The following is a 19138-nucleotide window of genomic DNA, read 5'->3' on the forward strand; positions in this document are numbered from 1 at the left end:
AGCGTGTTCGAGCCCATCGCGATCGTCGGCCGCGGGTGCGTCCTCCCGGGCGCGCTCCACCCCGCGGCCCTCTGGGACAACGTGCTCGCCGGCAGGGACCTCCTGTCCGCCGCGCCCGACGGCCGCTGGCGCCTCTCGCGTGAGCGCGCGCTCGCGCACGTCGCGCGCGGCGCGCGCGACGTGCGCGACGCGAAGGACCGCGCGTGGAGCGACCGCGGCGGCTACGTCACCGGGTTCGACGAGCACTTCCGCCGCGTGCTCGCCAGCGACCCGTTCCCGCGGCGGGGCGGGCCGCCCGAGTCCCTGCTCGCGCTCGACCCGCTCTTCCAGTGGGTGCTCCACGCGGGCCGCGAGGCGCTGCGCGAGGCGGGGCACGAGGGCCGGTCCGACCGCGCGGGCGCGGTGCTCGGGAACCTCTCGTTCCCGTCGTCGGCGATGTCGGCGTGGGTCGAGTCGACGTGGCTCGGCGATCTCGCCGGCGTCCCGCGCCCCGATCCGCGCAACCGGTTCATGTCGGGGCTGCCCGCCCACCTGCTGGCCGACGTGCTCGGCCTCGGGGCCGGGGCGTTCGCGCTCGACGCCGCGTGCGCGTCGTCGCTGTACGCGATCGCGCTCGCCTGCGAGCGGCTGCAGGACCGCGAGGCCGACCGGATGCTCGCAGGCGCGGTGTGCCGCTCGGACGACCTCTTCATGCACATCGGGTTCTGCGCGCTGTCGGCCATGAGCCGCACCGGGCAGAGCCGCCCGTTCTCGTCGGAGGCCGACGGCCTGGTCCCGGCGGAGGGCGCGGCGTTCGTGGTCCTGGAGCGCCTGTCGGACGCGGAGGCCGCGGGCAGGCCGATCCTCGGCGTGATCCGCGGGATCGGCCTGTCGAACGACGGCCGCGGCCGCGGCCTCCTGGCGCCCTCCGTCGAGGGCCAGCTGCGCGCGATGCGGGCCGCGTACGCCATGGCGGGCCTCGATCCCCGCGAGGTGTCGCTGCTCGAGTGCCACGCGACGGGCACGCCCCTCGGCGACGCGACCGAGATCGCGACCCTCAAGGAGGTGTTCGGCTCCCGCGACGTCCCGCTCGGCTCGCTCAAGTCGAACCTCGGTCACCTCGTCACGACGGCCGGCGCGGCCGGGCTCCTCAAGCTGCTCGGCGCCATGGCCGCCGGCGTCCGCCCGCCGACGCTGCACGCCGATCCGCTGAGCGAGGCGGCGGCCTCGAGCCCCTTCCGGGTGCTGCAGCGCGCCGAGCCGTGGGAGGGGCGGCGGCTCGCGGGCCTGTCGGCGTTCGGGTTCGGCGGGAACAACGCCCACCTCCTCGTGGAGGCGTACGAGCCGTCCTCGCCGAGGGGCCGCGCGGCCCACGCCGCGCCGCAGCCCGCCGCAGAGGCCTCGCGCGCTGTCGCGGCCGCGCATCCCGCGCCGGCAGGCCCCCTGGCCGTGGTGGCCATGGGCCTGTGCGTCGGTGAGCTCAGCGGCGTCCGGGCCTTCGCCGAGCCGCTCCTCTCGGGCCGCGGCGCGGATCCCCGCCGGGCGGCGGTCGCGCTGCCCGCGGATCGGCTCCGGTTCCCGCCGCGCGATCTGCAGCAGGCGCTCGCCCAGCAGACGCTGCTGCTCGAGGCGGCGATCGAGGCCACCGAGGGCCTCGCGCTGCCGCGCGATCGCACCGCCGTGCTGATCGGCATGGGCGCCGACACCGAGGTGTGCCGGTACATGACGCGATGGCGGCTCGCCGAGACGGCGCCGGCGCGGCTCGGTCCGTCGGTCGACGTCGGCGCGCTCCAGGACGCGATCATCCCTGCGCTGCAGGCGGCGGGCGTCGTCGGGAACATGCCCAACATCCCGGCGAACCGGCTGAACAGCCAGCTCGACGTCGGTGGACCGTCGTTCACGATCGCGGCCGAGGAGCTGTCCGGCCCCTGGGCGCTGCGCGTCGCGTCCCGCGCCCTGCGCGCCGGCACGGTGGACGCGGCGATCGTCGGCGCGGTGGATCTCTCGTGCGAGGCCGCCCACGCGGCCGCGCTCGAGGCGCTCGGCGTCCGCCTGCCCCCCGGCGACGCCGCCGTGGTGCTCGTGATCGAGCGCCTCGACGACGCCGTCCGGGAGCGGCACCCGGTCCTGGCCGTGGTCGTGGACGAGCCGGCCGACCCTGGCCTCGTCCTGTCGTCCACGGATCTCGCGCCGCGGTTCGGCCACGCGCACGCGGCCTCGGGCCTGCTGCACGTGGCCGCCGCGGTGCTCGCCTGCCGTCACGGCCGCAAGCCCGACGGGGCGCCGTGGTCCGACGAGATCCGGATCGCCGAGGTCCGCTGCGCCGGCCTCGGCGGCGGCTCGCTGTCGGTCCGCATCGGGGCCGGCGGCCCCGCCGCGCCGCTCCCGCCGCCGCGATCGGCGGAGGGGCCGACGCTGACGCTCCCCGCCCACCCGCCGGCGATCGTCGTGCCCGGCGCGGCCTCCTGTTCATCCCCCGGAGACTCCATGGAACCTGCGCCGCCTCTGCCGTCCGCTCTCGACGACCTGCCGCCGCTGTACCCCGGCCCCACGGGGTTCTCTGCCGCCGACGCGGATCGGGCGCCGTCCTGGGACGAGCCGCCGCCGGTCGGGCCGGCGGTCGTCACGGCCGTCGCCGCGAGCCTCGCAGACGAGCCGCCGCCGGTCGGACCGGCCGTCGTCGCGGCCGCTGCCGTGGACATCCCGGGCGACGTGATCGCCGGCGCCGCGGCGTTCACCGTGCAGCTTGCGCAGATCCACAAGGAGTGGGCGGAGCAGCAGGCCCAGGTCCACCGCCGGTTCCTTCAGATGCGGCAGCGCGCGCTGGACTCGCTCGTGCAGGCGTCGTCGGGCGCGGCCGCGGTGGTGGTCGAGGCCTCCTTGGCGCAGGTGCCCCACGCCGCGCCGGTCCGTACCGAGGCCTCGCGCCCGGTCGAGGTGCCGCGTCCCGCCGCTGCGCCGCAGCCGATCGATGCGCCGCCTCTCGCGCGCATCGAGGCGCTGCGCCCTGCCGCTGCGCCGCAGCCGATCGACGCGCCGCGTCCGGTCCGCGCCGAGCCACCGCAGCCCGCCCGCGCCGAGGCGCCGCGCTCGTTCGAGCCGCGCGTCGTCGAGGCGCCGCGCCCCTCCGCCGCGCCGCCGCCTGCGCCGCGTCCCTCCGCCCAGCCGGTGCTCTCCGCGGCGCCTGCCGTTGCGCCCCGCGGCCCCCGGTTCAGCCGCGAGCAGCTCGAGCACCTCGCCTCGGGCCGGATCTCCGACGTGTTCGGCCCGCTCTTCGCCCGGCAGGACGCCTATCGCCGCCAGGTGCGCATGCCCATGCCGCCGCTCCTCCTCGCCGATCGGGTCACCGGGATCGACGCCGAGCCCGGCTCGATGAAGCTCGGCACGATGTGGACCGAGACCGACGTGCGGTGGGATTCCTGGTACCTGCACGACGGCGCGATGCCGGCCGGCGTCATGATCGAGAGCGGCCAGGCCGACCTGCTGCTCATCAGCTGGCTCGGCGCGGACTTCGAGAACAAGGGCGAGCGCGTCTACCGCCTGCTCGGCTGCGAGCTCACCTTCTACGGCGGCCTGCCGCGCCCGGGCGACACGCTCGTCTACGACATCCACGTCGACGGGCACGCGAAGCACGGCGACGTCCGACTGTTCTTCTTCCACTACGACTGCCGGATCGGCGGCGAGCTGCGCCTGAAGACGCGCAAGGGCCAGGCCGGCTTCTTCACCGACGAGGAGCTCGCGAGCTCCGGCGGCGTCCTCTGGGACGCGGACACCGCCGAGCACGCGACGACCGCCCGCCTCGATCCGCCCCGGATCGCGTGCGGGAAGTCCGCGTTCGACCGGGCCGACCTCCTCGCGTTCGCGGCCGGCGACGGCGCGGCGGCGTTCGGCCCCGGCTTCGATCGTCTGAGCACCCACGTCAGGACGCCGCGGATCAGCGCCCCGCCCATGCTGTTCTTCGATCGCGTCGACGTGTTCGACCCGGCGGGCGGCCCGTGGAAGCGCGGCTATCTCCGGGCCACGCTGCCGATCACGAAGGACGGCTGGTACTTCGAGGGCCACTTCAAGGACGACCCCTGCATGCCGGGGACGCTCATGTTCGAGGGCTGCCTGCAGGCGCTCGCGTTCTACATGGCGGCCATGGGCTTCACGGTGGACGCGGACGGCTTCCGCTTCGAGCCCGTGCCGGAGATCCCGTACCTGCTCCGCTGCCGCGGCCAGGTGGTCCCGACGAGCCGCGTGCTCACGTACGAGGTGTTCGTCGAGGAGGTCCACGACGGCCCGTGCCCGACGGTGTTCGCCGACTTCCTGTGCACGGTCGACGGCCTCAAGGCGTTCCACGCCCGCCGCGTGGGCCTGCGCCTCAGCCCCGACTGGCCGCTGACGAGCGCCCCCGAGCTGCTCGACGGCCACGTCGAGCCGGTGCCGGTCGCGCGCGTCCCCTGGTCCGAGACGGGCGCGCCGCCGCCGGACGGCGCCGTCTCGGCGGGGCGCGCGGACGCCGGCGGCTTCCCGCTCGATTACCGGAGCCTGCTCTCGTGCGCCTGGGGCAGGCCGTCGGACGCGTTCGGCCCGCTCTACCGCAGGTTCGACGGGGGGCAGCACGTCGCCCGGCTCCCGGGGCCGCCGTACCACTTCATGAGCCGGGTCCTCTCGGTCTCGCGCCCCATGGCGTCGATGAAGGCCGGCGCCGAGGTCGAGGTCGAGTACGACGTCCCGGAGGACGCGTGGTACTTCGACGAGAACGCGAGCCTCACGATGCCGTTCGCGGTGGTGCTCGAGGCCGCGCTCCAGACGTGCGGCTGGCTCGCGAGCTACGCCGGCTGCGCGCTCTCGACCGACGGCGCGCTGTACTTCCGCAACCTCGACGGCAAGGGCACGCTGCACGCCGAGGTCCTGCCGGCGCCGGCCGGCGGCGCGCTGCGCACCCGATCGCGCCTCACGAACATGTCCCGATCGGGCGGCATGATCATCCTCTCGTTCCGGGTCGAGTGCAGCCTCGGCGGCGCCCGCGTGTACGACCTCGACACGGTGTTCGGCTTCTTCCCGAAGGCCGCGCTCGCGACGCAGATCGGGATCCCGCCGAGGCCCGAGGAGGTCGCCGCGCTCGATGAGCCGTCCGATTTCGAGGTCGATCTCCGCGAGCGCCCCGCGCGGTACTGCGGCGGCAAGCTCGGGCTCGCGCGGCCGTCGCTGCTGATGATCGACCGGATCGACGGCCTGTGGCAGGCCGGCGGCCGGAAGGGGCTCGGCCGGCTCCGCGCGCGGCGGGACGTGCACGCGTCGGAGTGGTTCTTCAAGGCTCATTTCCTGGGCGATCCCGTGCAGCCAGGCTCGCTCGGCATCGAGGCGATGCTGCAGACGATCCAGTTCTGGATGCTGCACCAGGACCTCCACGCGGGCCTCCGCGACCCGCGGTTCGAGCCCGTGATGACGGGGCACGAGCACTCCTGGCGGTACCGGGGCCAGGTGCTGCCGGCCAGCCGGCGGGTGACGGTCGACACCGACATCCTCGAGATCGGCCGCGACGATCGCGGGCCCTACGTCATCGCCGAGTCCTACCTCTGGGTGGACGGCCTGCGCATCTACGGCGCGACGCTCGGCGTGCGGATCGTCGACGGCGCCTCGCCGCGGGCGCGGCGCGACGTCGGCTTCGACCCGCGCGCGAGCGCGCGCCGCCTCGCCTCGCTCCCGGGCGCCGTGGGCGGGAGCCCGCGCCTGCGCCCGCAGGAGCAGCCCGCGGCGAAGGCCGCGCCGGCGCCGGCGCTCGACGACGTCGAGGAGGTGCTCGACCCGGACGGGTGGGTTGCGGACCACCGCCCCACGTGGACGGTCCCGGCGCTCCCCGGGATGAGCATGGTCGACCGGCTGGCCGGCGCCGCGTTGCGGGCGCGCCCGGGGAGCGTGGTCGTGGCCGTGGAGGACGTGGTGGTGCAGCGCTGGCTGCCCGTGCCGGGGCCGGTGCGCGTCAAGGCCGAGGCGACCGGATCGGGCGACGTCCTCGACGTCCGGCTGCTCGCGTGGCGCGAGGCATCGAACCCGGCGCTCTCGCGGTTCGAGCCCGTGTGCACCGGCCGCGTGCGGGTGGCCCGTGACTACCCGCCCGCCCCGGCGCCGGAGCCGGCGCTCGACGCGCCGGAGGCGGACGATCCGTACGCCGCGGGGACGCTGTTCCACGGCCCTGCGTTCCAGTACCTGACCGCGCTCCGCCTCGGCGCGCGCGGGTCATCGGCGGTGCTGGACCCTGCGAGGGGCTCGGTGCCTCCCGGCACGCTGCACCAGGGCATGCTCGACGCGCTGACCCACACCATCCCGCACGACCGGCTGTCGCTGTGGGATCCGGAGTGCCCGCCCGCCCAGATCGCGTTCCCGTCGCGCATCCCGTCGCTCCGCCTGTACGGGCCGGCGCCCGGGTCGCCGGTGCGCGTGGAGGTGCGTTACGAGGGCCGTGACGATCGCTTCGTCTCGTTCCGGGTGCAGGCCATCGCGCAGGCCGGGGCCGAGGCTGGGGCCGCGGCGGGAGAGCGCGTCTGGCTGGAGCTCCGGCTGGTCGAGGTGCTGCTCCCGCAGGGGCCGATCGGCGGCGCGCCTCCCGGGATCCGCCGGGCGTTCCTGCGCGATCGCGCGCCGGTCGACCTCGCTGTCTCGCGCGTCGACGCGGCGTCGCGCGAGGCGCGCTGCAGCCCCGCCGACGTGCGCACGATGGACTGGATGCCCGGCACCGTGGCGCAGCTCTACGCCGCGTCGGGCGACCTCGTCGAGGCGGCGGCGGTGAAGGATCACGTCGCGCGGCGCGCGGGCGTGCACCCGTCGACCGTGTCCCTCGCCGGTGTCTCCTCGGCGCAGCCGCTCACGCGCTGGCCGTTCACCGTGGCGCGCGAGGGCTCCGAGGTCGTGGTCCGCGACGCGGGCCCGCCCGTGATCGACATCGAGCCTGTCCGCCGATACTGGGGCGCGGCCATGGGCATCGGCCGGTGGCCGGCGGAGGACCTGTACTTCGGCCTCATCGAGCGGTTCATCCGCCGGGTGCACGTCGTCGATCCCGAGGCGTTCCGCGCCGTGAAGGGCCGGAGCCTGCTCTACCTCGGCAACCACCAGGTCGGCGTGGAGTCGCTGCTGTTCGGCATCGCCGTGTCCGGCCTGACGGAGGTCTCGACGGTCACGCTGGCCAAGGCCGAGCACCGGACGACGTGGCTCGGCACGATGCTCGCGCACTGCTTCGCGTACCCAGGCGCGCGCGATCCGAAGGTGATCACGTACTTCGATCGCGAGGACAAGGCGTCGCTCGGGAGCATCATCGCGGAGCTCGGGGCCGAGATGCAGGGGGCCGGCAAGGGCGTGATGGTGCACGTCGAGGGCACGCGGTCGCTCGAGTGCCGCACGCCGGTGCGCAAGATGAGCGGCTCGTTCATCGACATGGCGCTCGCGGTGGGCGTCCCGGTGGTGCCGGTGCGCTTCTCCGCCGCGCTGCCGCCGGAGCCGCTCGATCGGCGGCTCGAGTTCCCGCTCGGCATGGGCGTGCAGGACATCTGGATCGGCCGCCCGCTGCTGCCCGAGGAGCTCGCGGGGCTGACCTACAAGGATCGCAAGGACCTCGTGATCAGCGGCATCAACGGGCTCGGCCCGAGCAACGCGGTCGAGCAGCCGTTCCCCGGGGATCCTGCGTTCGCGGCGTCGGTGGACGCCTGGGTCGAGGAGGCGGGCGTCGCGCACGAGGACGCGACGGTCTTCCGGGTGCTGCAGGCGTGCGCCGACCCGACGCCGGAGACGGCGGCGATCCTGGAGGCCGCGCGCACGGGGCGGCTCGTCGCGCCCGACGCGCGGCGGGCGGACTGGCTGCGGAAGCTCGCCGCGCGGCTCCTCGGGAGGCGGCTCGGGGGGTGAGCAGAGGTGGAGCTCATCGGGGCCATCCCTGCGAGCGCGCGACAGCGCGGATTGCTTCGACGAGCTCCGCTTCGAAGAGCTGAAAAGCCGGCAGTGTGCGCAGCGCCTCGAGGCTGACCTCTTCGCCGAACAAGCGGTAGAGGCGCTCGGGCTTTCGTCTCATCCCTCCTTCTTTCAAGAGGCGCCCCAGCGTCAGCTTGGGATCGGCCTCGCGCTCTGGCTCGGCGGGAAGAGCTGATTGCGCGCCGCTGCCGAGCAAGGTCCGGAAGATCTCGCCGTCGACCAGCATCCGCGCCTCGGTCTCGACATCGCAGGCGCCGGGAAATATAGCGACAACGCGAGCGAGGACAGCAGTCGATCGTCTTGCCGGTGTGCCGCCGCGCGAAGCGCGGTCGGCAGCAGCGGCTTGTTGGGAGGGAGACAGAGAAAGAGAGATTACACAGGGAGACGTGGAGGCGGGGAGGAGAGATATATATATAGACCAAGGTGGAGAGGCGAGAGGTGGGCCATTCTTCGAGGCTGCTCGCTTGGGGGTTGACTGCGTTCAGGTCGCAAGCCTGATGGCTCGAACGACTGATCCCCATCTCTCGCCTCCCCGCCTCCCCGCCTCCCTGTGAATCTTTCCTTCTTCCTCTCCGCCCAACGAGGAGCGGCAAGAGAAAGTCGTAGTCACTCGGACCTTCCGCATAGCGTCCTGCGCGTAGGTAGAGCCGCCTTCCGGTCATTCGGCGGCCTCGCTGGCCGTGGTCTCGAGAACCGCGTCGACCTCGCGCAGCGACACGGTGCGGGCACCGTTGCCGGGCCTTTCTAGCTGCCCCACCACCGTACGCGCGCCGCTCGGTTGCCTCGCGCAGCACGGCGGCCCTGGCATCTGGGCGCCTCGCGCGCCCGATGCCGCTCACCACCTGATCGCCGCCGGCTCCGCGACCCAGTTCAGGCTCCCCCCGTTGTAGTCCGGCTCCGGCCGCGTCAGCGCGTACGTCAGCACCACGCCTCCCGTCACCACGGCCGCCGCGCCCGTCCAGAACCACCACCGCGTCCACAGCGACGGCCGCACCGGGATCAGCTTGGCCGTCAGATCCGCCCGCTGCCCCGCGTGCAGATCGAGCGTCGCCGCGTACGTCTCGAACCCGTCCCGCACCACCTCGATCCTGTACTTCCCCGGCGGCCGCTCGAGGTCGATGGGCGCGAGCCCGGCCTCGCGGCCGTCCACACGCACGAGCGCCTGCGCCGGCTCCGCGCGCACGGCCACGCGCGCGGGGAGGATGTCCAGGTGCAGATCGAGCGTGGCCTTCTCCCCCGGCCGGTAGGTCTTCTGGACGAACGCATCCTGGCGCCCTGGCCGCGCCGCGCGGAAGAGGTGGACCCCGGGGTCGAGCTCCACGGTGAAGCTCTTCTCCACCGGCGCCGCCGCGCGCTCGGCGGACCCGGGGAGCGTCACGAAGACCCGGGTCCCATCGTCGGTGGCCAGCCGGAGCGCGCGCCCGTCGACGGTCAGCGGGGTGCCCGGGGGATCCAGCGTGATCGCCACCCGGACCACGAGCTGATCCAGCTCGGCGACGAACGCCCTCGCGTCGTCGATCTGCGCGGCCGCGAGGCCCTCGGTGCCCGCGAGCACGCGGCGGAAGGTGCGGCGCGCGGCGACGTAGCGGCCCAGGGCGCGCTCGCAGAAGCCGATGTTGTACTGGACGATGGGCGCGTCCCGCGCCGCCGCCGCCTCCTCGAAGGCGGCGAGCGCCTCGCCCCACTGCGCGTCCTTCGATCGCTGCACGCCGAGCAGGAACGCCGCCCTGCCGCGCGCGGTGCGCTCATCGACCGCCGGCGCCTCCGCCGGGGCCGGCGCCTCGGCGCGCGCGCGCCCGGCCGTCGAGAGATCGACCGCCGCCATGACCAGGCCACCCAGGATCCATCGTGTCCGCATCGTACCCCTCGTCCCTGGCTGCCCCCTCAGTCCGTCCCGCCGCAAGCGATCTCGCAGTGGGCGAGCGCGCAATCGAGCCCGGCCTCGTGGGTCGCCACCGCGTCCGGGAACATCGCGTCACACCCCATGAGACAGGCCTGGTCCCCGACGTCGCACGGGACCTTGCAGTTGTCCAGCAACGCACACTCGATCTCATGCTGGCAAGCCGCCATCTCATCGGCGCAGTGCAGGTTCTGGCACTTGACGCAGGGGTCCAGCGGCTCGTTGCCGCAAGCGTCGTCGTCGAAGCAGAAGTACTGCATACACGCCATCCGGTGGCTGTAGGCGACGTAGCCGGCGGCGTGCGCCTGGTAACACGCGCTCTCGCAGGGCGAGAAGGCCGCGTCATCCGGGTCCTCGGCGCACGCCTTGACGCACGTGACCAGGTCCTGGCAATCCTGGTCGTCTCTGCAAGCCTGGTAGGTCTCGCAGCAGCGCTCGTCCTCGCACTTGTAGCAGGTGTTCGGATCCGTCGACGGCGAGCACGTCTGGTTGAAATCCGGGTCTGTCGGGGCGGGGATCTGACCGCAACCGGCGCACTCCGCGCCCGGGCCGGCGAGGCGGCAGTCGATGAAGGCCTGCTTCGCGCTCTGGCCAAGAGAGCCGGTGACGGGCGGGCACGCCTGCTCGCACGCGATGTCCGCGTCTCCGCTCGGGCCCAGCGGACAAGCGTCGAGGCAGTCGAGGTAGGCGGCGCAGCCCGGGTCGGCCGCGCACGCGTTCACCTGGGACAAGCACGCTGTCTGCTCCACGCACGTACCGCACGCGCTCGCGCCGTACGTGGCATCACCGCCGCCACCGCCGTTGCCGCCGCCGGCGCCCGATCCCGTGCTCGCCGCCGCTCCCGGATCTCCGGATGGGGAATCGCCGTCGCACGCGGGGGAGAGCGCCGCCGCGGTGGCTACGGAGAGCGCGGCGAGCACTGGCCGGGTGACCCACGACATACAATCTCCTCGCGAGCGGCAGAGCGATGTTCGGGTGATTCGGGTGATTCGGGTGACGAGGGATTCGGATGAAGAAGCGAAAGAACCCTCTTGGCCTCGCCCCTCCTCGATGATAGCGAGGAGACTACCCCTGGGTTCTGTCGGGCGGCAACGGGAAAGGCGAAAGGCGGCAGGTGGTCGAACCGACACGCGCGCTCTCGATCCTCATCGTGCTCGCTGCGGCGGGGCTCTCCGGCGCCTGCGGCGAGCGAGAGCGACCGCAGCTCCTCGTCGTCGTGGACACCGACGCGCCGGTCGCCGCGCAGCTCCTGGCAGACCCCTCCATCTCGCCGGAGGCGGTCATCGATACGGTGCGCATCGACGGGTTCGACGGCGCGTGGCGCCCCGGCTGCATCGATGACGTCGACTGCACGGCGAACTTCGTCCTGCCGGACCCTTCGTCCTGGCCGTTCTCCTTCGGGGTGGCCGCGCCGGAGGAGGGGAGCGCCGTGCTCCGCCTGCGCATCCGGGCGTTCCGCGGCGCCGTCGCGGCGCGGGGTAAGGACTCCATCGAGGGGAGGGTGTTCTCGACCATCGATCCTCCGCCAGAGGCCGCCATCGACCGGCTGATCGAGGTCGCGCTCCCCGCGTCTGGCGTGGTGACGGTGCGACTCACGCTCTCGGCCGACTGCCTGGGCGTGCCCGCGTCGCTGCGCAAGCCGCCGCACACATGCATCGATGCCTCCAGGCGGACGGCGGTCCCATCGGAGGGTGTCCTCGTCGGATCAGGGGCAGAGATGGGCGCGACGCGCGCCGGCACGTGGTCGCGCGCGCGGGAGGTCCCCTGCGGCGCCGCGCCCGAGGGCGCCGATGCCGCCTGCATCCCCGGCGGATTCAGCGTCATCGGCCAGGCCGAGCTCGCCGGCGTCGACGAGCAGAGCTATGTCTCGGTCGTGCCGCCGCGGCCGGTGCATGTTGGCCCGTTCTTCATGGACAGGACGGAGTTCACGGTCGGCCGTCTCCGTGCGCTGCTGAACGAGGGGCTCCTCCACGCGGAGGCCGATGACCTCGCCGGGCCTGATCCGAGCAGGGCGGGGCTCGCAGACTGCCGCTGGCTTGGCGCCGCCGACGGAGCGAACGATGGATATCCCCTCAACTGCATCTCGTGGCGCCTTGCCCGGGAGGCGTGCAGGGCGAGCGGCGGTGATCTGCCGACGGAGGCGCAGTGGGAGCACGCCGCGCGGGGTCGAGGGCAGGGGCGAATCTATCCCTGGGGTGACGCGTCTCCCGCGTGCTGCACGGCGAGCGCCGGGCGGGGGACGCTGTGCCCTGGCGATCCGGGGCCGGAGGAGGTCGGCTCGCATCGGCCCTCGGCGACGTGCGGTGGCCTGGGCGACAGCTCCAGGGATGGCGTCCTGGACCTCGGCGGGAGCCTGAGCGAGCTGTGCGCCGACAAGCTGGTTCCGTACGGAGAGGGCTGCTGGAGCGCGCCGGGGATCTTCGTCGAGCCCCGCTGCGACGATGAAGGCATCAACGCGCGCGCCGCCCGCGGTGGAGACTGGGCCAGCGGCCCCGCGAACACGAGGCCCGCGTTCCGGAGAGGCGATGTCCTGGACTCGCTTCACGGCTTCCGGTGCGTCTACGCGGGAGGTGCGCCGTGACGGCTCGTGGCCTGTCGACGGCGCTCGCGGCCGCCGGGTTTCTGCTCTCGGCGCTCTCGGCGTGCGAGCCCGAGCCTCGCCAGTGGCTCGTCAGCGTCTCCACGGACGCCCCGGCGCCCCGGTTCGGTGATCACCTGCTGCTCGAGGTGATGGGCGAGGGCGCGATCTGCACCGGGTGCATGCGGCTCATCGGGGTGGATGGGCCGGACAGCCTGCCCGTCAGCTTCGGCGTTGTCCCGCGGGAGGAAGGCGCCGCCGTGCGGGTCCGCGCGCGGCTCTACCGGGCCGAGCAGGCGGGCCCCGACGGCCTTCCCCGCGGTCCGGCCTTGATCGACGCCGTGGCCAGGCTCCCGCCGCTCGATGGCGAGACACACGTGGCCCTCGATCTGTCCATGCGCTGCTTCGGTGTCCCGAGCCTCCCCGAGCAGCGCGCGACCTGCGACCCGGAGGCGGGCGCGCTCGCGCCGGAGCCGGTGCTCCCGCTGCTCTCGGAGGTCGAGGCCCGGCCCGAGCCCGGCTCCTGGCCGAGCGCGGCCCCGGTACCCTGCCAGGGGCCGGCTCCGGCGGGGATGGTGTGTGTGCCCGGAGGGGTGTTCCTTCTCGGGACGCCGCGACCCGGATACACCATCGATCTCGACGAGCTGAGCCAGCCCGAGCGCCTCGTGCAGCTCGGCGCGTTCGCGCTCGACGCGGACGAGGTGACCGTGGGCACGGTCCGGGAGCTCGTGGCGACAGGGCAGATCCGATCAGCGCCCGTGGCCAGGGACATCGACGCGCCGGGGTCGGATCTGGGCGCTTGCACGTATCTCGGCGTGTCCGACGGCGCGAACGACGCGCTGCCCGTCAACTGCGTCACCCACGCGCTGGCGGAGGAGGCCTGTTCCGCGCGGGGATTGCGGCTCCCCACAGAGGCTGAATGGGAGTACGCGGCCGGCAACCTCGATGACGAGACCGCCTATCCCTGGGGCAACGGCGGGGATCTCTGCGCGATGGCGCTCCTCGGCAGGGGCCGGGGCGGCGGGGAGGTCGACCAGGACGTGTTCGAGAACTCCGGCTGTCGCCCGCTCGACGCGCCGGTGCCCTGGGGGCCTGTCGCCGGAGGCGCCCCGAGCGACGTGACCGCCCTTGGCATCCGGAACCTCGCCGGGAGCATGTCCGAGTGGGTGGCCGACACCTTCGCTCCCTACGCCGCGCCTTGCTGGCAGTCGGGCGGGCCGCTCCTCGTCGATCCGGTGTGTCGCGCGCCGGCCCCCGGCGCGGCGCCGGGCTTCTCTTATCGCGGGAGCTCCTGGTCGGGTTACAAGCTGGGGGCCCGGGCCACGGCGCGCAGCCATGAGAGGGCGTCGGCGTTCAACCCGGCCACCGGCTTCCGCTGCGCGCAGCCGATGTGACCGCGCTGCCGCGGATCGGGGCCGGCCGGCGACCGCGAACCGCTGCGTCCGGCTGGGAACCACGGTACGCTGCCGCTCGTGTCGGACGATCTCCAGGGCTCCCTCCCGGCCGGCAAGATCATCGCCGGGCGCTTCCGGATCGAGCGCCTCATCGGCCGCGGCGGGATGGGCGAGGTGTACGCGGCCAGGAACGTCGGCACCGGGCGCGACGTCGCGCTCAAGATGATCCGCGGCGTCGCCGACGCCGCGCAGACCCGGCGCTTCCTCCGCGAGGCCAAGGCGGCGACCGCGATCCAGCACCCGAACGTGATCGAGGTGCTCGACGTCTTCGAGGAGGACCACACGCCCGTGATGGTCATGGAGCTGCTCCGCGGCGAGCCGCTCTCCGGGCTGCGCAAGCGCAGGGGCGCCCTGCAGCTGTACGAGGCGGCGCGCCTCCTCGTGCCGGTCGCCTCCGCGCTCCGCGCCGCGCACGAGAAGGGGATCGTGCACCGCGACCTCAAGCCGGACAACATCTTCCTCTCGGAGCCGCAGGCCGGCGGGTGCGTGCCCAAGGTGCTGGACTTCGGGATCGCCAAGGTGCTCGACCCGACCTCCATCAGCTCGGAGACGCAGGGAGGCAACACCAGCACCGGCTCGATCCTCGGGACGCCTCATTACATGTCGTTCGAGCAGGCGATGAGCGAGAAGGACATCGATCATCGCGCGGACATCTGGGCGATGGGCGTCATCCTCTTCGAGGCGCTCACCGGCCGGAGGCCGCTCGAGTTCGAGAACCTCGGCGAGATGTACACGGCGTTCCTGCAGCGCGAGGTGCCGTCGATCCGCTCGGCCGTGCCCGACCTGCCCGCGGACGTCGCCGGGGTGCTCGACCGCTGCCTGCAAAAGCGGCGTGAGGATCGGCTCGACGATCTGGCGCCGCTCGTCGAGGTCCTCGGCCGCTACACCGATCCCACGTCGGCGGGCGCGCTCGCGGGAGGCAAGGTCGTCGGCGCGCTCGCGCCGCTCGCCGCGTCTCTGAGCTCGGGAGCCGTCGCGGCGCCTCCGGCCCTCGCGGCCTCCGGCGTGCGCGCGCGATCGCTGAAGAGGGCGTTCGCGTTCGCGGCGCTCCTCGTGGTGGCCTTCGTGGCGGTGTTCGCTGCGCTCCGCCCCCCGCCGCCGGACGGGCCTGCCGCTCCGGTCCCCGCCTCGGCGGAAGCGGTGGTGGAGCCGCCCGCGGCGGTCGCGGTGCCTGCAGCATCCATGTCGAGCTCGCCCGCTCCGCCCCTTCCCGCTCGGGACGAGCCTGCGGTCGCAGGCGTCGCGCCGTCCGCGGCGTCGTCGTCCAGGCGGCCCTCACCGAGCGCGCTCTCTGGCACGCTGAAGGCGCCGGCGACACCGGCGACATCGGCGACACCGCCGCCGCCGCCGGCGCCGGCGACGCAAGCGCGGGGGATCGTCGACCAACTCCCGTACTGACGGCGAGCGCGCCCCGCGTTACCCTGCTCCCGCGCCATGGAAGGTCAACGTATCGCCGGGAAGTACCGTCTTGCCCGGCTCCTCGGCAGGGGCGGGATGGGCTCGGTGTGGCTGGCAGAGCACCTGTCGCTGCGCACGCCGGTGGCCATCAAGCTCATCGACGTCGAGGCCGCGAAGAACGCGACCGCCCGGGCGCGCTTCGATCGTGAGGCGCAGATCGCGGCGCGGATCCGCAGCGCCCATGTGGTCAAGGTGCTCGACCATGGCCTCACCGACGATGGATTACCGTACATCGCGATGGAGTGTCTGGCAGGCGAGAGCCTGCGCGATCGCCTCTCCGCGCGCCGGCGCCTGACGCCGGCGGAGACGGCGACGATCGTCTCTCACGTCTGCCGCGCCCTCTCGCGCGCTCACGAGGTCGGGCTCGTCCATCGCGACATCAAGCCGGAGAACCTCTTTATCGCGCGCGAGGATGATGGGGAGATCGTCAAGATCCTCGACTTCGGCGTGGCGAAGGTGACAGACGCGCTCGCCATCACCGGCATGGATCCCACGCGCACGGGGGCGCTCCTCGGGACGCCCTACTACATGAGCCCGGAGCAGGCGAAAGGCCTGAAGAGCGTCGATCACCGGTCCGATCTCTGGTCCCTAGGCGTCGTGGTCTACGAGTGTCTCACGGGGGAACGTCCTTTCACCGCCCCGGCGCTCGGGCCGCTCATCGCCAAGATCCTGGGCACGCCCCCGCCCGCGCTGACCGCGGCGGCGCCGGGCGCTGGCATCCCGGTGGAGGTCGAGGCCTGGATGCGGAAGGCGCTCGCCGTCGAGCCGGACGCGCGCTTCGCCTCGGCCCGGGAGCTCTCCGAGGCGTTCATGGTGGCGTCGGGCGTCGCCGACTCGATGGATCGCGGCTCCTCCACGGGCCTCCCGGACGGCAAGCCGCCCTCGGCCGTGCGCCCCCCTGCCGGGGTGTGGGAGACGGCCGACACGGTGGCCTTGCCCTCCAGCGACGGCCAGGCGCCGGTCGCCGCTGCGCCGCAGTCCCCGGCTGCGCCGCAGCCCCCGGTCGCCCCCCTGTCGTCGGCGACGGGGCCGGGCGCGGTCGCGGCCGCGCGCCCTGTTGCGCCCGCGCGCGGCCTCGTCTGGGCGGTCGTTCTGCTGGCGGTCGCGCTGCTCGCGGTGAGCGGCGTCCTCGCCGCGACGCTCCTGCGCTGACGGCGGTCCGCTGGATGCGGAGCGGCGTGCGGCGGCGCGCCGTGCGTCAGCGGCCAGCGTGGCGCGTGGTGTGTGGCGCGCTGCCTTCGTGCTTGATCGCCCGGCGACACGGGAGATACCCTGCGCGCATGCGCCGCCTGGTCCCGTGCGTCCTCCTTCTCTCGTCCTTCGCCCTTGCGTCGGGTTGCGCGACCTACACGCAGGATCTCGATCGCGCCCGCAGCCACTACGAGGCGAACCGGTTCGAGCAGGCGCTGGCGCTGTTCCGGGTGCTCGAGCACGATCAGGACTCGTTCTCGGTCCCGGAGCGGGCGCAGTACGCCTACCTCCGGGGCATGACGGACTACCGGCTGGCCGAGCTCGCGCCGCAGGGCACCGGCGTCGCCGATCCGCGCAAGGGCTACCGCGACAACGCGCGCCACTGGCTCGGGCTCGCCGCGGCGACCGAGAAGCTGGCTCCCGGCGGCATCACCAGCGAGCAGAAGAACCGCCTGACCGAGACCCTCGCGGACCTCAACCGCGACGTGTACGGCGGCGCCGAGACGCTGCCGGAGGGGGGCGCCGCGCCGCAGACCGACGCTCCCGCGTCGCCCGAGGAGCCGCCGTCGGAGTCGGAGCCGTCGGCGCCCACGCTCTGACCGCCGCGCGCTGACGTCCCCGCTCGTCGCGCCTCGCGGGCATCGAATCGGGTGCGAGCAGCGCATTGCGTGCGCGTGTCCCCGGCCGCCGGCACGTCCGCCGTGGCGATCGGGCGCGCGCGCGTCCCAGCAGCGCGCGCAGATCCGTGCGGCGCGCGCAGCGTGCGAGCGGCCCATTGCGTGGGCGCGCGGGATGTCTGGAATAGAACGGAAAGGGGCGGGGGGTGCGCCGTGTGTGGCGCAGGATCGAGGGTCGGCGAGGGGTCGCTCGCTACGACAACCGCCGGCGCAGGGATTCGATCTCGTCCTTCGCGGCGAGCTTACGTTTCTTGAGCTGGGCAGCTTCCATTCTCTCCCCCGGTGTCAGGAACGCCCGTCGACCCAGCTGCCTGAGGCGTGAGTCGAGCTCGCGATGACGCGCTTCCGCCATGCTCAGCCGCTGCTCCGGGCCGATTCCATTCACCGCGCGAGGAGAGATGATCTGATGCTTCATGTGCCCACCTCCAAGGCCCCACAACGGGGCCGTGATGCCTTCGAGGGCCCACAACAGAAGCCCTCGTTCTGATCGTCGCTGGAGAGGAGAACGCCGCCGACCGAGCTACACGCCGAGACAGCGGCCTGATGAACGAATGCGAGATTACCGCAACATGGCGGATCCATGCAGGCTTTTTGTCGGGCGAGGCCATTCTGCAATTTCACAGAGCAGCCGTTGTAGTCAGGGATTGCCCTACGGCGTACAGCAATCCACCGGTGTCCCGGACGGCCGGGCCGGACTCTCCGTACATGCACGTTGCGGAACAACCTCGAGCGTGGGGCTATTCTTCCCCGGCAATGTCGAGCTCCAGCGCCACCTCGGTCGCCCTTCTGGCCCTTGCGGTCGTCCTGGGCGGATGCACTTCGGAGGCCAACGTGCCGGCGCGGGCGCGATCGCCGCAGCCGGCCTCGGCGCGCGCGCCGGTCGAGCTCGCGCCGGTCGTCGTGTCGCCCTACTCGGATGCCGAGCTCGCGGCGGAGTTCGAGCGGGCACGCGCGCTGCTCCTGGCCGACAAGGCGCGTGAGGCGGCGCCCCTGTTCGAGCGGCTCGCCCGCCTCGCGCCGGCCGGCGAGGTCGCGCCCCCGAGCCTGTTCAACGCCGGGCTCGCGCACGAGGCGCTCGGCGACCGCGCGCTCGCGGCCGAGCGCTACCGCGAGGTCGTGCAGCGCTTCCCGGACCACGCGGTCGCGCGCGGCGCGCTCTTCCGGCTCTCGCGCGCGGCGGCCGCCCTCGAGCGGTGGCCCGAGCTCGTCGAGGTGTCGCGCCGCCTGCTCCGCCTCGGCGATCTGAGCGTGCTGGAGGCGATCGAGGCGCGCGGCGCGCTCGCGCTCGGCCTGGTCGAGCAGGATCTCGTGGAGGAGGCGGCGCGTCAGGTCGCGCTCGCGCGCGATCTCATCGAGGAGCACCGGCTGGGCGAGTCCGGCAAGCCGCCGATCGAGCTCGCGCAGGTGAGCTTCGCGCTCGGCGAGGTGCGGCGGCGCCGGAGCGAGGCGATCTCCTTCGTGCCGGTGCCGGCGAGCTTCGCCGAGGCGCTCGAGCGCCGCTGCCAGGGGCTGCTCGACGCGCAGAGCGCCTACACCGAGGCCATGCGCAGCCTCGACGCCCACTGGTCGGCGATGGCGGGTTACCGCATCGGGCAGCTCTACAAGGAGCTCCACCGCGACGTGATGCAGGTCCCGCCGCCGCGGAGCGCCGACACCCCGAGGGAGAGGCAGCTGTTCGAGGGGGCGATGCGGCTGCGCTACCGCGTGCTCCTGGAGAAGGGGCAGAAGATGCTCGCCGGCACCGTGCGCCTCGGCGACCGCACCGGGGAGTCGTCGGCGTGGATCCTCCGCGCCCGCGACGCGCAGCGCGAGATAGAGCTCGCGCTCGCCGACGAGCAGGCGGCCCTCGCGAGGCTCCCGTTCACCGAGGCCGAGCTCCTCGCCGCGCTCGACGCTCTGAAGACGGCGGCGCCGAAGCGGCCGTGAGCCCCGCGCGGGCGACGGGGGTGGGGCC

Annotated in this window: 11 protein-coding genes; 7 read left to right on the forward strand and 4 right to left on the reverse strand. The window is 73.6% G+C overall.

Going from position 1 to position 19138, the window contains the following annotated elements; translation table 11 throughout:
- The first annotated feature begins 3 nt into the window (after nucleotides 1–3).
- Nucleotides 4–7863, forward strand: coding sequence for a beta-ketoacyl synthase N-terminal-like domain-containing protein (locus tag WMF12_RS04085; protein ID WP_437866014.1), 7860 nt, complete (start codon nucleotides 4–6; stop codon nucleotides 7861–7863).
- Between the two features lie 13 nt (nucleotides 7864–7876).
- Here the strand turns inward: WMF12_RS04085 and WMF12_RS04090 are convergent, their stop codons facing one another.
- The 3 genes from WMF12_RS04090 to WMF12_RS04100 form a co-directional block, all read right to left on the reverse strand.
- A complete protein-coding gene (locus WMF12_RS04090) occupies nucleotides 7877–8152 on the reverse strand; it encodes a hypothetical protein (RefSeq protein WP_437866019.1) in 276 nt (91 codons plus the stop codon).
- A gap of 609 nt (nucleotides 8153–8761) precedes the next feature.
- Nucleotides 8762–9784, reverse strand: a complete 1023-nt coding sequence (locus WMF12_RS04095; RefSeq protein WP_437866024.1) for a PEGA domain-containing protein — start codon at nucleotides 9782–9784, stop codon at nucleotides 8762–8764.
- A 26-nt stretch (nucleotides 9785–9810) separates the two neighbouring features.
- Nucleotides 9811–10767: a hypothetical protein gene (locus tag WMF12_RS04100; protein WP_437866029.1), complete on the reverse strand. Its 957-nt coding sequence runs from the start codon at nucleotides 10765–10767 to the stop codon at nucleotides 9811–9813.
- Between the two features lie 173 nt (nucleotides 10768–10940).
- On the opposite strand from WMF12_RS04100, the gene WMF12_RS04105 reads away from it, so the two are divergent.
- The 5 genes from WMF12_RS04105 (at nucleotide 10941) to WMF12_RS04125 (ending at nucleotide 17106) form a co-directional block, all read left to right on the forward strand.
- Nucleotides 10941–12407 carry a formylglycine-generating enzyme family protein gene (locus tag WMF12_RS04105; RefSeq protein ID WP_437866040.1) on the forward strand — a complete coding sequence of 489 codons (1467 nt, stop codon included), beginning with the start codon at nucleotides 10941–10943 and terminating at the stop codon, nucleotides 12405–12407.
- Nucleotides 12404–13798, forward strand: coding sequence for a formylglycine-generating enzyme family protein (locus WMF12_RS04110; RefSeq protein ID WP_437866048.1), 1395 nt, complete (start codon nucleotides 12404–12406; stop codon nucleotides 13796–13798). The genes WMF12_RS04105 and WMF12_RS04110 overlap by 4 nt, the downstream gene beginning before the upstream one ends.
- A 78-nt stretch (nucleotides 13799–13876) precedes the next feature.
- Nucleotides 13877–15256 (forward strand): serine/threonine-protein kinase, encoded by a 1380-nt coding sequence (locus tag WMF12_RS04115; protein WP_437866055.1) that lies wholly within the window; start codon nucleotides 13877–13879, stop codon nucleotides 15254–15256.
- Nucleotides 15257–15292: 36 nt separating this feature from the next.
- On the forward strand, nucleotides 15293–16468 hold the full coding sequence (locus WMF12_RS04120) for a serine/threonine-protein kinase (protein WP_437866060.1): 1176 nt from the start codon (nucleotides 15293–15295) through the stop codon (nucleotides 16466–16468).
- Nucleotides 16469–16596: 128 nt separating this feature from the next.
- Entirely contained in the window at nucleotides 16597–17106 is a 510-nt protein-coding gene (locus WMF12_RS04125) for a hypothetical protein (protein ID WP_437866063.1), read from the forward strand.
- 271 nt (nucleotides 17107–17377) lie between these two features.
- On the opposite strand, the gene WMF12_RS04130 is transcribed toward WMF12_RS04125, so the two are convergent.
- A complete protein-coding gene (locus WMF12_RS04130) occupies nucleotides 17378–17599 on the reverse strand; it encodes a DUF465 domain-containing protein (RefSeq protein WP_437866069.1) in 222 nt (73 codons plus the stop codon).
- A gap of 338 nt (nucleotides 17600–17937) precedes the next feature.
- Between WMF12_RS04130 and WMF12_RS04135 the strand changes: the two genes are divergently transcribed.
- Entirely contained in the window at nucleotides 17938–19110 is a 1173-nt protein-coding gene (locus tag WMF12_RS04135; RefSeq protein WP_437866081.1) for a tetratricopeptide repeat protein, read from the forward strand.
- Nucleotides 19111–19138 lie beyond the last annotated feature (28 nt).

This window comes from Sorangium sp. So ce363 (assembly GCF_051520435.1).
GTDB lineage: Bacteria > Myxococcota_A > Polyangia > Polyangiales > Polyangiaceae > Sorangium > Sorangium cellulosum_B.